Below are 13775 nucleotides of genomic sequence, written 5' to 3'. Positions count from 1 at the left end.
GCGGGGATATTTAGGAAACAAAAGCAAATAGGAGTGTGCGTTTTGGCAACGGCATTGATCACGCATAAGGCGTGTTATGACCATGTGACACCGCAAGGGCACCCCGAGCAGGTGGCGCGGTTGGATGCGGTATTGGGCGCGCTTGAGGGTTTGGACTTGATGCGGGTGACGGCACCGATGGTGGCCGATGATGATTTGTTGCGCGCCCATCCGAAGGGCCACATTGATACGATAAAGGCAACAGCGCCATCTGAAGGCTGGCGGTCTTTGGATGCGGATACGCATATGTCTGTCGGCACGTTGGAAGCGGCGTATCGCGCGGCGGGTGGTATTGTTAAGGCGGTTGATCTGGTGATGTCTGGTGAAGCTGGCAATGCGTTTTCTGCAATGCGGCCACCGGGGCACCACGCAGAGCGTGAGACGGCGATGGGGTTTTGTTTTTTCGGGTCTGTTGCCGTAGCGGCCAAGCACGCACTGGATTTTCACGGGCTCAAGCGTGTCGCGATCTTGGATTTCGATGTGCACCACGGAAACGGAACGCAGGACTTGGTCGAAGAAGACGCGCGGATTTTGTTTTGTTCATCCCATCAGATGCCGCTTTATCCGGGAACAGGTGCGGCGCATGAGACAGGCGTTGGCAATGTTGTGAATGTGCCGCTGCCAGATGGTTGTGGGTCTGCAACGTTTCGCGCTGCGTGGGAGGCTCATATCTTTCCGCGTGTTGAGGCGTTTAAGCCTGAACTTCTGCTGATCTCGGCCGGATTTGATGCACACAGCGATGATCCATTGGCTGGTATGGAGTTGCGTGAAGATGATTTTGCCTGGGTCACAGGTAAGATATGTGATTTGGCAGATAAGCACTGTCAGGGTCGTGTGGTATCCGCACTTGAGGGTGGTTATGATCTGGAGGCGCTGGGCCGTTCGGCACGCGCACACGTAGATGTTTTGAAGGAACGGGCGCAATGAGTGCAGACGTACAAGATATGAGCTTTGAAGACGCGCTGCGCGAGCTAGAGCAAGTCGTGGGTAAGTTGGAGCGGGGCGAAGTTCCGCTAGACGAGTCCATCGCGTTGTACGAACGCGGGGCGCTGTTGAAGAAGCTTTGCGAAGGCAAGCTGAAGGACGCTGAAGAAAAGGTTGCCAAGCTGACGTTGGATGGCGACGGCAAACCGACTGGCACGGCGCCGCTTGATGGCTGAGTTGAAGTCGGCATTAGCGCGGGCTGGTGATGTTGCGTTTGCGGGGATTGAAGCGGGTGTGCGTATGAAAGCACAGTTCGCGGACACACCGATTGCAGACGCGATGCTGCATGCCGTACGTGGCGGTAAGACATTGCGCGGATTTCTGGTGTTGCAGGGGGCCGCATTGCATGGTGTCGACGAAGATCGAGCCAAACCAGTCGCCGCAGCGATTGAATGCATTCACGCCTATTCGTTGGTTCATGATGATTTGCCGTCCATGGACGATGATGACTTGCGGCGCGGCCAACCAACGGTGCATCGCAAATGGGATGAGGCAACTGCCGTTTTGGCAGGAGACGCGTTGCAGGCTTTGGCGTTTCAGATGATTACATTTGCTGAGATTGAGGCGGCTCACAAAGTCACGTTAATCGCAAGTCTGGCGGACAGGGCAGGTATAAACGGAATGGTTGGTGGGCAGGCGTTGGATATTGCAGCTGAGACCGCGATCGAGCCGTTTGATTTGCGGCAGATCGAACGTTTGCAGGCTGGCAAGACGGGCGCGTTGATTGAATGGGCAGCGGGTGCTGGTGCGATGATGGTTGGGGCGGATGACAGACCATTGCGCACCTATGGCCGTGCGCTTGGCCAAGCGTTTCAGATTGCGGATGACATTTTGGATGTGACCGGTGATGAAGCCACGGTTGGCAAAGCTGTCGGGAAAGACGAAAATGCCGGTAAGGCCACGTTTGTTTCCCTTTTGGGGCTAGATGGGGCGAAACGCCGCGCAGATGAGTTGGTGGAATCAGCCTGTGATGCGTTAAGTAATTATGGTGATGACGCGGAAACGCTGAAAGAGGCGGCGCGGTTTGTCGTAAACCGCACGCACTAAGGAGACGCCAGTTATGGCTGAGAGACCCAAGACACCCCTGTTGGATCAAGTTGATCTGCCCAGCGACCTAAATGGGCTGAGCGATGCACAACTGAGCACGCTTGCCGATGAATTGCGGACGGAGACGATTTCGGCTGTGTCCGAAACGGGTGGGCATTTGGGTGCAGGCCTTGGTGTGGTTGAGCTGACGGTTGCGTTGCATGCGGTGTTTGAAGCGCCCAAGGACAAGATCGTTTGGGATGTCTCGCACCAGTGTTACCCGCATAAAATTCTGACGGGGCGACGGGATCGTATCCGCACGTTGCGCCAGAAAGATGGGTTGTCAGGTTTCACGAAACGATCTGAGTCCCCGTATGATTGCTTTGGCGCGGCGCATTCCAGTACGTCTATTTCTGCTGCTTTGGGGTTCGCCGTTGCGCGTGATCTTGGGGGCGAGGGTGGTGATGCGATTGCCGTGATTGGTGATGGGTCGATGTCTGCGGGCATGGCGTATGAAGCGATGAATAACGCGGGGCATCTGAACAAGCGTCTGATCGTCATTTTGAACGATAACGAGATGTCGATTGCACCGCCTGTTGGCGCGATGTCTTCGTATTTGTCGCGACTTTATGCGGGTAATCCGTTTCAAGAATTCAAGGCAGCGGCCAAGGGTGCTGTCTCGTTTCTGCCTGAACCGTTCCAAGAGGGTGCGCGGCGTGCCAAGGAAATGCTGAAGGGTATGACCGTCGGTGGGACGTTGTTTGAAGAACTTGGTTTTTCTTATGTAGGGCCGATTGATGGTCACGATATGGAACAGCTGTTGTCGGTTTTGCGTACCGTGAAAACCCGTGCAACGGGGCCGATCTTGATCCATGCGATTACCAAAAAGGGTAAGGGCTACGCTGAGCACCGTGCAGACCGTGGTCATGCCACGGCGAAGTTTGATGTGGTCACGGGAGAGCAGAAAAAGACGCCTAGCAATGCTCCGTCCTACACGTCTGTGTTCGCGGAAAGCCTGATTAAGGAAGCGACCAAAGACGACAAGGTCGTTGCGGTGACAGCTGCGATGCCGGATGGCACAGGGCTTGACCGTTTCATGAGCCGTTTTACCAGCCGTTGTTTTGATGTCGGGATTGCCGAACAGCACGCGGTGACGTTTTGTGCAGGCCTTGCGGCTGGTGGAATGAAACCGTTTTGCACGCTGTATTCCACGTTCTTGCAGCGTGGCTATGACCAAATCGTGCATGATGTTGCGATCCAACGTTTGCCTGTTCGCTTTGCGATTGATCGCGCTGGGCTGGTTGGCGCGGATGGTGCGACCCACGCGGGATCGTTTGATGTCGCGTTTCTGAGCAACCTTCCCGGGTTCGTCGTAATGGCCGCCGCAGATGAGGCTGAGTTGGTGCGCATGGTTGCGACTGCCGTGGCGCATGACGATGGCCCTATCGCGTTTCGCTTTCCACGCGGCGAAGGTGTTGGTGTCGAAATTCCTGATGATGCGGTGCCGCTTGAAATCGGCAAAGGGCGGATGATCCGTGAGGGCGCGCGCGTTGCGATCCTATCCTTCGGGACACGCCTGCAGGAGGTTGAAAAGGCCTGTGAGGCGCTGACAGCCAAAGGCATTACGCCGACGGTCGCTGATGCACGTTTTGCCAAGCCGCTGGACCGCGATATGATCCTTAAGCTTGCCGCTGACCACGACGCATTGATTACCGTAGAAGAGGGCGCTGTTGGTGGGTTCGGCTCACATGTGGCGCAGTTGTTGGCGGATGAAGGTGTGTTTGATCATGGGCTAAAGTTCCGCTCGATGGTATTGCCGGACATCTTTATTGATCAGGCTGGACCGCGCGACATGTATGAAGTTGCTGGCATGAACGCAGAGCAAATCGAGGCGAAAGTGTTGGACGTGATGGGCGTTGATGTGATCGGTAAACGCGCCTGATTGCTATTTCGGCAAACGTTTCTCGATAGCTTCTAGGCGGGCCAAAACCTCATCACGGTAGCTGTCTGTTGCGGCGTTGGATTCCTCGGACGCTGTTTCGGACATTGAGTTTACGATCAAGCCGACCAACAGGTTCACCACGGCGAAGGTTGTCACCATGATGAAGGGGACGAAGAACGCCCACGCATATTCGTAAACTTCCATCACGGGGCGCACGATGCCCATGGACCAGCTTTCCAGCGTCATGATCTGGAACAGCGAATAACCGGACGCGCCCAATGTGCCAAACCAGTCTGGGAAGCTGTCGCCAAACAGTTTCGTTGCCATGACAGCGCCGATGTAGAAGATCAGCGACATGAGAATAAAGACGCTGCCCATTCCTGGTAGCGCCTTTAGAAAACCTTCAACAACGCGGCGTAGGCTTGGCGTTGCTGAAATGATCCGTAGCACCCGCAGGATACGCAATGCACGTAGTACCGACATGGATTGCGCGGCCGGAACCAGCGCGATTCCGACGATGATAAAATCGAAGATATTCCAACCGGATTTGAAGAACCGAAAGTGGTGCGCAAAGAGTTTCAAGACGATCTCTACGACGAAGATGTAGAGGCAGATCACGTCGAGGGCGTGAATGAAGGGTCCGACGGCTGCCATTAGGGGCTTGGACGTTTCCAGACCAAGGATCACCGCATTGAAAACGATGACGCCGATGATGAAGTTGCGAAACCTCGGCGAGTCGATGAAAGCGGCGGTCTTTTCACGAAGTGTCATGGGCGTCCTCATTGCTTGTCCTGCATATCGCAATTGAGTGACTCAAGGGCAAGTGGGCCTATTGGGTTCTCTGATCTGCAGCGAGCAGTGCTGCAAGCCCAACACGGTAGTTAGGATACTTCAGGGTTATGCCAAGCTCGGACTTAATTCGGTCGTTACGGACTTTCTTGCTCTCGGCATAAAAACTGCGCGCCATTGGGGTCATGTCGGCAGTTTCGAAATCCTGTGCGGGTGGGATTGGCATGCCAAGCAATTCAGCCGCGTGGGCGATCACATTTTCAGGTGGGGCGGCGTCATCGTCGCATAGATTATAGATCGCACCGGGGTTTGGTTTCGCGATAGATGCGGCAAGGATTTGCGCGATGTCCTCGACATGAATCCGACTGAAGACTTGGCCCTGTTTAATGATGCGCCGTGCTGTTCCATTGCGCACCTTGGCGAATGGCCCGCGACCCGGGCCGTATATTCCGGCAAGGCGAAAGATATGCAAAGGCAGGTCTAAGGATTGCCACGCGGCTTCAGCATCCACGCGCATTTGCCCACGTTTGGTGGACGGGGCGAGGGGGGTCGTTTCATCGACCCAACCACCATTGTGGTCCCCATAAACACCGGTGGTCGACAGGTAACCGACCCATTCGAATTGATCCCGCCGCGCTGCGATTTCTGCGCGAAGCTCATTGAGAACAGGATCACCCGCCTCGCTAGGTCCGGCAGAAATAAGGAGGTGCGTCGCGGCGTTGAGGGCGGGGGTAAGGTCGGCACCGGGCCAAATACGCGGCTCAATCCCGCCGCTCATCAATGAAGCAGCTTTGTCCTCGCTACGGGTGGTGCCGATGATGCGCCAATCGTCCGGCAGAAGCGCAGAAAGCGCCTGCGCTGAATAACCGTGGCCAAATGAGAGAAGTGTTTTTGTCATGCCCTTTCGTGGCGCAGGCTGCGTCGCGGTGCAAGGTGTGTTAGGTTCATTTCATGTCAGATGAACCGGATCTAGAAAGCGCATATGCGTTGAACACGCCCGAAGAAGCCAAGCGCCTTTATGCGGAATGGGCGGAAACTTATGACAGCGACTTTGGCGAGGCGCAGGGGTATCTGTCGCCGCGCGAAGTGGTGAGGGTGTTCACGGCCGCCGGCGGGGAAGGTCCCGTTCTGGATGTTGGCGCGGGTACGGGGCTTGTTGGTGAGGGGTTACTCGCAGCAGGTGTTGGACCGATTGATGCGCTTGATCTGTCTGATGAGATGCTGAGCGTTGCGAAGTCCAAAGGTGTCTATCGTGATACGATCGCTGGGGATGTCACTAAATCGCTTTCGATTGGGCCATATCGTGGGATCATTAGTGCTGGAACGTTCACGATGGGGCACGTGGGGCCCGACGGCATTCCACCCTTGCTCGAAGTCGCGGAAACGGGGTGTTTGTTTGTGATTTCCGTGAACGCGAAACACTTTGAAAGCGCCGGCTTCAGCGCGCTGTTGGATGAAGTCGAGTCGGATATAACTGACTTCGCATATGAGGATGTACGCATTTATAGCGACAAGGCTGACCTGTCGCATCGCTACGACATTGCGCGACTTTTGATATTTAGCAAAGCCTGAACCTTGCTAACTCACTCTCAATTTCGTTAGGTCGCGCCATGAAACAGATCCTTCTTCTCAACGGGCCGAACTTGAACCTTCTGGGCACGCGCCAGCCGGAGCTTTACGGTCACGCGACATTGGCCGACGTGGAACGCGATGCGGTCGCGCTGGGCACAACGTTGGGATTTGACGTGACGTGCTTACAGTCAAACCATGAAGGGCAACTGGTCGATTGGATTCAAGGTGCGCGGGCAGACGTGGCTGGAATCGTGATTAATCCTGCCGCCTACACGCACACCTCTGTCGCGATATTGGATGCGCTGAACATGTTTGATGGGCCTGTGATCGAGGTACACATCTCAGACATCCACAAACGCGAAGAGTTTCGGCACCATTCGTTTGTGTCCTATCGCTCGGACGAGGTTATCATCGGGCAAGGTGTTGACGGATACCAGCAAGCGTTGAGGATGCTGGCGGAACGCCTGTAGCTAGCGGCCTTTCCAGACGGGGTCACGTTTTTCGGCAAACGCTTTTGCGCCTTCAAGCTGATCTTCGCTGGAATAGAGTCGATCTATCGATCCTAGCTGCCGCTTTGTGATGCGGTTCATTGCGTCTTGGAACTTTGAATCCTCGGCGTCGCGCACGACTTCTTTGATTGCGGCATAGACCAGTGGTGGGCCGGACGCCAAAAGGCGCGCCATGTCCCATGCTTGTGCCATCAGGTCGCCTGCTGGGTGAACGTGGTTGATAAGACCCCAATTCAGCGCTTCGTCGGTATCAAACCAACGGCCTGTGAGCAGAAGTTCCATCGCGATGTGATAAGGAATGCGCTTGGGAAGCTTAACAGACGCCGCATCCGCAACGGTTCCAGAACGAATTTCGGGCAATGCAAACGTTGCATGGTCGGCCGCAAGAATGATGTCGGCTGAAAGCGCCAATTCTAACCCACCACCACAGCAAATGCCGTTCACAGCTGCGATAACCGGTTTGTTCATGTCCCGCAGTTCTTGCAGACCGCCAAAACCACCGATGCCGTAGTCACCATCAACCGCATCGCCGTCAGCAGCGGCCTTCAAATCCCAGCCAGGGCAGAAAAACTTTTCCCCAGCACCCGTCAGGATGGCGACGCGCAATTCGGGATCATCGCGAAAGTCGGCAAAGACTTCGCCCATTATGCGGCTGGTTTGTAGATCGATCGCATTTGCTTTGGGGCGATCTAGCGTGACTTCGAGGATAGCGCCTTCGCGTCGGGTTTTTATCGGGTTAGTCATGGCGTTTCCTTATGAGGGCATCAACGGCGACTGCGCGCGTCTGAGTGATGATAAGAGGGTTAACTTCAACCTCTTCAATGGTGGGAAGATTGGCAAGAACATAGGCTTGAATTGCTTCGCACGCATCAAGAAGGGCGTCGATATTGCCAGCAGGTTGGTTGCGGTAACCATCGAGAATTCTAACCACTTTCAGGCGGTTTAGAGTCTGTTTTAGGTTAGATCGCGTTGTGGGAAGAAGAATCGAAGCGGAATCTTTCAGGAGTTCGGTAAAAACCCCACCCGCGCCGATGGTCATGATGAACCCGTGTGCAGGATCTTTGACTACACCGATAAGGATTTCAGCGACTGCAGCTGTAATCATCTCTTCAAGGATGAAAGTTTCGGAGGCCATCTTAGCACCCGCCGAACGAACTGCGTCCCCGTCCGTAAGGGATAACGCGACACCGCCTGTTTCGCTTTTATGGGCGATACCGACGGATTTTAGCACGTATAAGCCTGTGGTTTCGTCGGCGTGCGAAGCAAGTTTTTCGATGTCGCCAGTGCGCAAGCTAGGAACCGTGACGCCAGCAAGTGCCAAAGCTTGTTTCGCATTGGCCTCGGATAAGGTTTCGGCAACTTCGACATTTGATGGAACAATGAGGTCAGCGTCGTGAGGCGAGCGGACCTGCGCGGCCTCGGTTGCGGCAAGCGCCTCGGCCAACCCGTTGAGTGGGATAACGCCGCCTTCCATAAGTCGACGCGCGACGTCTTCTGGCAGGAGTTCCGGTAGGGTCGCGACCATAGCCACGGTGCCACGCGTTGCGCGGCGCGTACTGAGCGCGGCTTGTATCACACATTCCCAATCTGAGGGATCGCAGATATCGGAACGAGGGAAGTCGACAATGAGGAACGTAATCGCCAGATGAGACTCTATCATGGCGGAAAACGCACGTGTCATCGCTTCTGTGTCGCGCCAAATGTAGGTGTGATAGTCAAGCGGATTTGCCAAGGCGACCTTTGGGCCCAGCGCTGAAGATAGGCCTTTTGACTGAGTATCGGTCAGCGGCGGGAACGACAGGCTTGTGCCGTGCGCCATGTCCGCAATCAGGCTCGCCTCGCCACCTGAACAACTGATCGAGGCGATGCGACCCGAGGGTAGTGGCCCAGAAATGTGGAGGATTTTTAATGTTTCAATTAGGGTTGGCAGGCTGTCTACGCGCGCGATGCCCAAGTGATCCAGAAGTGCATTAGCGCCAGCGTCACTGCCGGCGAGCGAGGCGGTATGAGAAATGGTCGCGTTCTGCGCCTCAACGGATTTTCCGACCTTGAGCGCCACGAGCGGGATGTTTTTCGCGTGGGCTTTCCGTGCGAGGGCTTGCCACGCAGGTAGGTCGCTGAACCCTTCAATGTGCAGGCCGATTGCCGTGACTCGAGGATCATCCAGAAGGGCATCCGCAATCTGCGCTTCGGAAAGCTGAGCTTGGTTGCCGCAGGTGACGACGTATGCGATCGGCAGGCCGCGTTGTTGCATCGTAAGGTTAATCGCGATGTTTGAGCTTTGCGTCAGGATCGCAACGCCGTGCTCGACAGGGAGGCACCCGTGCTGATCCGGCCAGAGGGACACACCGTCGAGTGCGTTTATCATACCGTAGCAATTGGGCCCGAGGATTGGCATATCGCCGGCGGCCTTAAGAAGCCGTGCGTTTGCGTCATGCCCATCTTCGGTTTCACTGAACCCGCTGGCAAAGCACACGGCACCACCTGCACCCATTCGGGCCAAACGTTCGACAACACCAATCGTTGCATCGCGATTGATCCCGATGAAAACAGCGTCAGGAGGTTCCGGAAGATCAAGAGCGGTTGGGTAGGCCTTTAGGCCGCAAATCTTGTCGTGACTTGGGTGAATGGGCCAGATTTCACCCCCAAAATCCGCCTTCAACAGTTGCTCAGTAACGGCGCGGCACCAAGCGCCGCCACCAATGACGGCGACGCTTTTGGGCCGGAACAGTCTCGAAAAATCGCGTTTCATGCGCCGAGTGCCCGTAGCATTTCACGGCTAATGATGTGGCGTTGAATTTCTGACGTGCCATCCCAGATGCGTTCAACACGAGCGTCGCGCCAGAACCGTTCAAGGGGATAGTCATCCATTAAACCCATGCCGCCATGGACTTGGATGGCGGCGTCAGTGACACGAGACAACATTTCAGAGGCATATAGTTTCGCGCTGGCGATTTCGCGATTTGCGGGAAGACCTTTGTCGAGGCGATCAGCCGCAGCGAGAGTGAGCAGATCAGCTGCATCGATTTCGGTGATCATATCGGCAAGTTGAAAGCTGATACCTTGGAACTTGCCGATCTTTTGGCCGAATTGTTCGCGTTCAGCGGCATAATCGAGCGCATAATCAAAGACGCGGCGCGCCCGACCGACCGACATTGTCGCCACTGTAATTCGCGTCGCATAAAGCCATTCGTTCATGACTGCGAAGCCACCGTCGACTTCGCCTAGAACCTGCGCATCGGGTAGGCGGCAGTCGTCAAAGTCGAGGATCATGTTTTTATAGCCACGGTGCGAGACGGACTTATAGCCATCGCGGATCGTGAAACCGGGGGTGTCACGATCGACTAGGAACGTGGTGATGCGTTTTTTTGGGCCACGCGGGGTTTGGTCCTCGCCTGTGGCGACAAATACAATGATGAAGTCCGCGTGTTCGGCGCCGGAAATGAAGTGTTTGGTGCCGTTCAGAACCCAATCGCCGCCATCGCGCACCGCAGCGCATTTCATGCCGCGCACGTCACTGCCCGCCCCTGGCTCTGTCATGGCGAGGGCGTCCATACGTTCGCCGCGAATGGCGGGGTCACGGTAACGTTCAATCTGTTCACCTTCGCAGGCCATCAGAATATTCTGGGGCCGCCCGAAGAAATGATTGAGCGCCATTGAACCGCGGCCAAGCTCGCGTTCTACTAAAGCGAATTCAACATGGTTTAGCCCCGCCCCGCCTGCGCTTTCAGGGAAGTTGCAGGCGTAAAATCCAAGCTCGATTGTCTTGCGCTTGATCTCGTCTGCGATTTCTTGCGGAACTTCGCCAGTGCGTTCAACAAGGTCTTCGTGAGGATAGATTTCTTTTTCAACGAAGCTGCGGACTGTGTCCGCGATCATCGCGTGTTCGTCTGTTAGGCCGTAAGTTGTCATTGGACATACCTTTAGTGTGAGGAAAATGCAGAGCTAGTCTCTGCTTCCCCACGCCAAACGCCGTGTGCTGGTCCAGCGGCGCGGATCGTCAATGTCTGACTTATGCCGCATAGTTAGAGCCTTCTTCGTCGAGAATTGCCTTGAGTTCCGCAAGGTGGCGTTGGTCTTGTTCTGGGTAGTCTTCCAGTTCTTGCGCCGTTTTTTCAGCGATCTCGTCGGACAGTACGCGAAGGGGTTGGCCGGTTTGAAGTGCGCGGATGTAGGTCTCAGCGGCGCGCTCAAAATAATAGAGGCGGTTGAAGGTTTCGGCGACAGTTTCGCCAATAATCATGATGCCATGGTTGCCCATGATCATGACCTTTTGCTTTGGATCGGACAGAAGACCTGCGCAACGCTCGCCTTCTTCTTCAAAGGCCAAGCCACCATAGTGGTCATCAATCACGTAGCGGTTAAAGAACGTCGCGCAGTTTTGATCGACGGGCAGAAGGCGGCTGTCCTGAAGCGTTGCCAATACCGTCGCGTGGATTGAGTGCACGTGCATGGCGCAGCGGGCGTGGGGGCAGTGGCGGTGAATACCACCGTGAAGACCCCAAGCGGTTGGATCCGGCGCATTTGGCCCGGTCAGCGTTTCCGGATCGTTCGCATCCACTACAATCATGTCAGAGGCTTTGATCCGGCTGAAATGCATTTGATTGGGGTTCATCAGGAATTTGGTGCCGTCGTCATTGATGGCGAGGCTAAAGTGGTTCGCGACACCTTCGTGCATGTTCAAGCGCTCGGTCCATCTGAACGCAGCTGCGAGATCAACCCGTTCCTGCCAGTTGGACAGGTTTGTTTTAAGATCAGTGACAGACATTCCAGCTCTCCTTGGAAGCAACCAACACGAGGACAAGGACGTTGGCTAGAGGAAAAGCGACATTTGGGGGCCAACCGCCGGGACTTGCGGAGTGTCATATTCTGGTGGCAATATGGTGCATGAATACACAGATACATTTGACGAATACCGCCGCAGCTTGTTCTGCGGCCTTTTTCGTGACGAATAAGAATAAAAACATACGGAGGCTCATCCCATGATGAAATCTGACGCACATTTGCCCGTTGTCTCACCTGAAGTACCCGAAGCGAAGGAATTCAGAGACCCGAAGGCGGCCGTTAAGCGACTGCAGGAACTTTACCAGATCGCGGTTAAGTTTCTGTCTGAGACCTTTTCTGAAAACGTTGCAGGCGCGCGGCCCGATACGCGGTTCCGCGCGTTCTACCCTGAAATTCGAATTCGCACGACCACCTTTGCGCAGACCGATTCACGACTAAGTTTTGGCCATGTTGCGGGCCCAGGGATATACTCAACCACAGTCACGCGGCCCGACCTGTTTGAAGGGTACTTGGAGCAGCAGATTGGCTTGTTGATCGAAAACCACGACGAACCTGTTGTGATCGGCGTTTCGATGACCCCGATGCCGATGCATTTCGCCGTTTCAGGTGAGATCGCGGTGCCGCAGGAAGGGGCGCTGAAATTCACGTTGCGGGACGTCTTTGATGTGCCTGATCTTGCCACGACGAACGATGACATCGTGAATGGTGTCGATTTTCTTCACCAAGACGGGTCGAGCCCGCTGGCACCGTTTACGGCCCAGCGAATCGACTACTCGCTCGCGCGTTTGCAGCATTACACGGCAACGAAGGCTGAGCATTTTCAGAACCACGTTCTGTTTACCAACTACCAATTCTACGTCGAAGAATTCGAAGCATACGCCCGAAAGATGCTTGCCGATCCAGATAGCGGATACACGTCGTTTGTCAGCACTGGCAATCAGGTGATTACAGACCCTGACGCACCGCTGACAGTGCCGCAAAAGATGCCGCAGATGCCAACGTATCATTTGTGTCGCGAAGGGCAGGGTGGGATCACGCTTGTGAACATCGGCGTCGGGCCAAGTAACGCAAAAACGGCGACGGATCACATCGCGGTTCTGCGTCCGCATGCTTGGTTGATGGTTGGGCACTGTGCCGGCCTTCGCAACTCTCAACGCCTTGGCGATTTCGTTCTCGCGCATGGGTATCTGCGCGAGGATCACGTGCTGGACGACGATCTACCCGTTTGGATGCCTATCCCCGCACTTGCCGAAATTCAGATCGCGCTTGAGGAAGCCGTGGCTTCTGTCACCGAGCTTTCCGGTTATGACCTTAAGCGCATTATGCGGACAGGGACGGTCGCGACGATTGATAACCGTAACTGGGAACTGCGGGATCAATCCGGTCCTGTTCAACGTTTAAGTCAGTCACGCGCTATCGGGTTGGATATGGAAAGCGCAACAATTGCGGCCAATGGTTTCCGGTTCCGCGTGCCTTATGGGACGTTGCTGTGCGTTTCTGACAAGCCATTGCATGGTGAATTAAAGCTTCCGGGCATGGCGTCAGATTTCTATAAAACGCAGGTTTCGCGGCATTTGATGATCGGAATTCGCGCGATGGAGCACTTGCGCGGGATGCCGCTTGAACGCATTCACAGCCGGAAATTGCGCTCTTTTGAGGAAACCGCCTTCCTATAATCGGGGATTATTCGCGTATTTCCACACAATATGCAGTTTTACACTTGTAATGTGCCACTATTCGTTGTGGAACATAGCCACATACAGTTTAATGACTGAGTAAGAAGCTCAATAAATGGGCAGAACGAGGAGAATGAAGATGGCTACGAAACCAATGACAAAGACACAGCTGGTTGCAACACTTGCTGAGGACATGGGTACAGACAAGAAATCCGCTTCCGCAGCACTGGACGCGATTGTTGGCCTGATCACACGCGAAGTTTCCGGCGGTGGCGCTGTTACGCTTCCAGGAGTTGGCAAAATTTATTGCCGTGAGCGTCCTGAGCGTATGGTTCGCAACCCAGCAACTGGCGAGCAGATCAAAAAAGACGCAGACAAGGTTGTCAAAATGACAATCGCGAAAGCACTCAAGGACAGCGTGAACGGCTAAGGCTGATCCGCTTTTCTAGTTAA

Annotated in this window: 14 protein-coding genes; 8 read left to right on the top strand and 6 right to left on the bottom strand. The window is 55.0% G+C overall.

Annotation, left to right across the window (positions count from 1 at the left end; genetic code table 11):
* Positions 1-42 precede the first annotated feature (42 nt).
* From OSB_RS15350 to dxs, 4 genes are read left to right on the top strand one after another with little or no spacing between them, the layout of a single operon-like run.
* Positions 43-966: a histone deacetylase family protein gene (locus OSB_RS15350; protein ID WP_049835810.1), complete on the top strand. Its 924-nt coding sequence runs from the start codon at positions 43-45 to the stop codon at positions 964-966.
* Positions 963-1199, top strand: coding sequence for an exodeoxyribonuclease VII small subunit (locus OSB_RS15345; protein ID WP_049835809.1), 237 nt, complete (start codon positions 963-965; stop codon positions 1197-1199). The genes OSB_RS15350 and OSB_RS15345 overlap by 4 nt, the downstream gene beginning before the upstream one ends.
* Positions 1192-2070, top strand: coding sequence for a polyprenyl synthetase family protein (locus tag OSB_RS15340; protein WP_049835808.1), 879 nt, complete (start codon positions 1192-1194; stop codon positions 2068-2070). The genes OSB_RS15345 and OSB_RS15340 overlap by 8 nt, the downstream gene beginning before the upstream one ends.
* A 13-nt stretch (positions 2071-2083) precedes the next feature.
* Positions 2084-3991, top strand: a complete 1908-nt coding sequence (dxs, locus tag OSB_RS15335; protein ID WP_049835807.1) for a 1-deoxy-D-xylulose-5-phosphate synthase — start codon at positions 2084-2086, stop codon at positions 3989-3991.
* A 3-nt stretch (positions 3992-3994) separates the two neighbouring features.
* On the opposite strand, the gene OSB_RS15330 is transcribed toward dxs, so the two are convergent.
* Together OSB_RS15330 and OSB_RS15325 are read right to left on the bottom strand one after the other, a co-directional pair.
* Positions 3995-4762 (bottom strand): ion transporter, encoded by a 768-nt coding sequence (locus OSB_RS15330; protein WP_049835806.1) that lies wholly within the window; start codon positions 4760-4762, stop codon positions 3995-3997.
* 58 nt (positions 4763-4820) lie between these two features.
* Complete coding sequence (locus tag OSB_RS15325; RefSeq protein ID WP_049835805.1) at positions 4821-5678, bottom strand: SDR family oxidoreductase; 858 nt, start codon at positions 5676-5678, stop codon at positions 4821-4823.
* Between the two features lie 53 nt (positions 5679-5731).
* On the opposite strand from OSB_RS15325, the gene OSB_RS15320 reads away from it, so the two are divergent.
* Complete coding sequence (locus OSB_RS15320) at positions 5732-6352, top strand: class I SAM-dependent DNA methyltransferase (RefSeq protein ID WP_049835804.1); 621 nt, start codon at positions 5732-5734, stop codon at positions 6350-6352.
* 38 nt (positions 6353-6390) lie between these two features.
* The gene (gene aroQ / locus OSB_RS15315) at positions 6391-6822 is read left to right on the top strand and encodes a type II 3-dehydroquinate dehydratase (protein WP_049835803.1); all 432 of its coding nucleotides are present in this window, start codon (positions 6391-6393) and stop codon (positions 6820-6822) included.
* Here the strand turns inward: aroQ and OSB_RS15310 are convergent, their stop codons facing one another.
* From OSB_RS15310 to OSB_RS15295, 4 genes are all read right to left on the bottom strand, one after another.
* The gene (locus tag OSB_RS15310) at positions 6823-7605 is read right to left on the bottom strand and encodes a carnitinyl-CoA dehydratase (protein ID WP_049835802.1); all 783 of its coding nucleotides are present in this window, start codon (positions 7603-7605) and stop codon (positions 6823-6825) included. It lies immediately after the preceding gene.
* Positions 7598-9613: an acetate--CoA ligase family protein gene (locus OSB_RS15305; protein WP_049835801.1), complete on the bottom strand. Its 2016-nt coding sequence runs from the start codon at positions 9611-9613 to the stop codon at positions 7598-7600. Before OSB_RS15305 ends, OSB_RS15310 begins: the two co-directional genes overlap by 8 nt.
* A complete protein-coding gene (locus tag OSB_RS15300; protein WP_049835800.1) occupies positions 9610-10773 on the bottom strand; it encodes an acyl-CoA dehydrogenase family protein in 1164 nt (387 codons plus the stop codon). Before OSB_RS15300 ends, OSB_RS15305 begins: the two co-directional genes overlap by 4 nt.
* A 100-nt stretch (positions 10774-10873) precedes the next feature.
* The gene (locus tag OSB_RS15295; RefSeq protein WP_049835799.1) at positions 10874-11629 is read right to left on the bottom strand and encodes a class II aldolase and adducin N-terminal domain-containing protein; all 756 of its coding nucleotides are present in this window, start codon (positions 11627-11629) and stop codon (positions 10874-10876) included.
* A 214-nt stretch (positions 11630-11843) separates the two neighbouring features.
* On the opposite strand from OSB_RS15295, the gene OSB_RS15290 reads away from it, so the two are divergent.
* Positions 11844-13322, top strand: a complete 1479-nt coding sequence (locus OSB_RS15290; protein ID WP_049835798.1) for an AMP nucleosidase — start codon at positions 11844-11846, stop codon at positions 13320-13322.
* A 139-nt stretch (positions 13323-13461) separates the two neighbouring features.
* The gene (locus OSB_RS15285) at positions 13462-13752 is read left to right on the top strand and encodes an HU family DNA-binding protein (protein ID WP_049836208.1); all 291 of its coding nucleotides are present in this window, start codon (positions 13462-13464) and stop codon (positions 13750-13752) included.
* Positions 13753-13775: the final 23 nt, after the last annotated feature.

The sequence above is a fragment of the Octadecabacter temperatus genome (assembly GCF_001187845.1).
GTDB classification, from domain to species: domain Bacteria; phylum Pseudomonadota; class Alphaproteobacteria; order Rhodobacterales; family Rhodobacteraceae; genus Octadecabacter; species Octadecabacter temperatus.
This window is presented reverse-complemented; position numbering and strand designations above follow the sequence as displayed.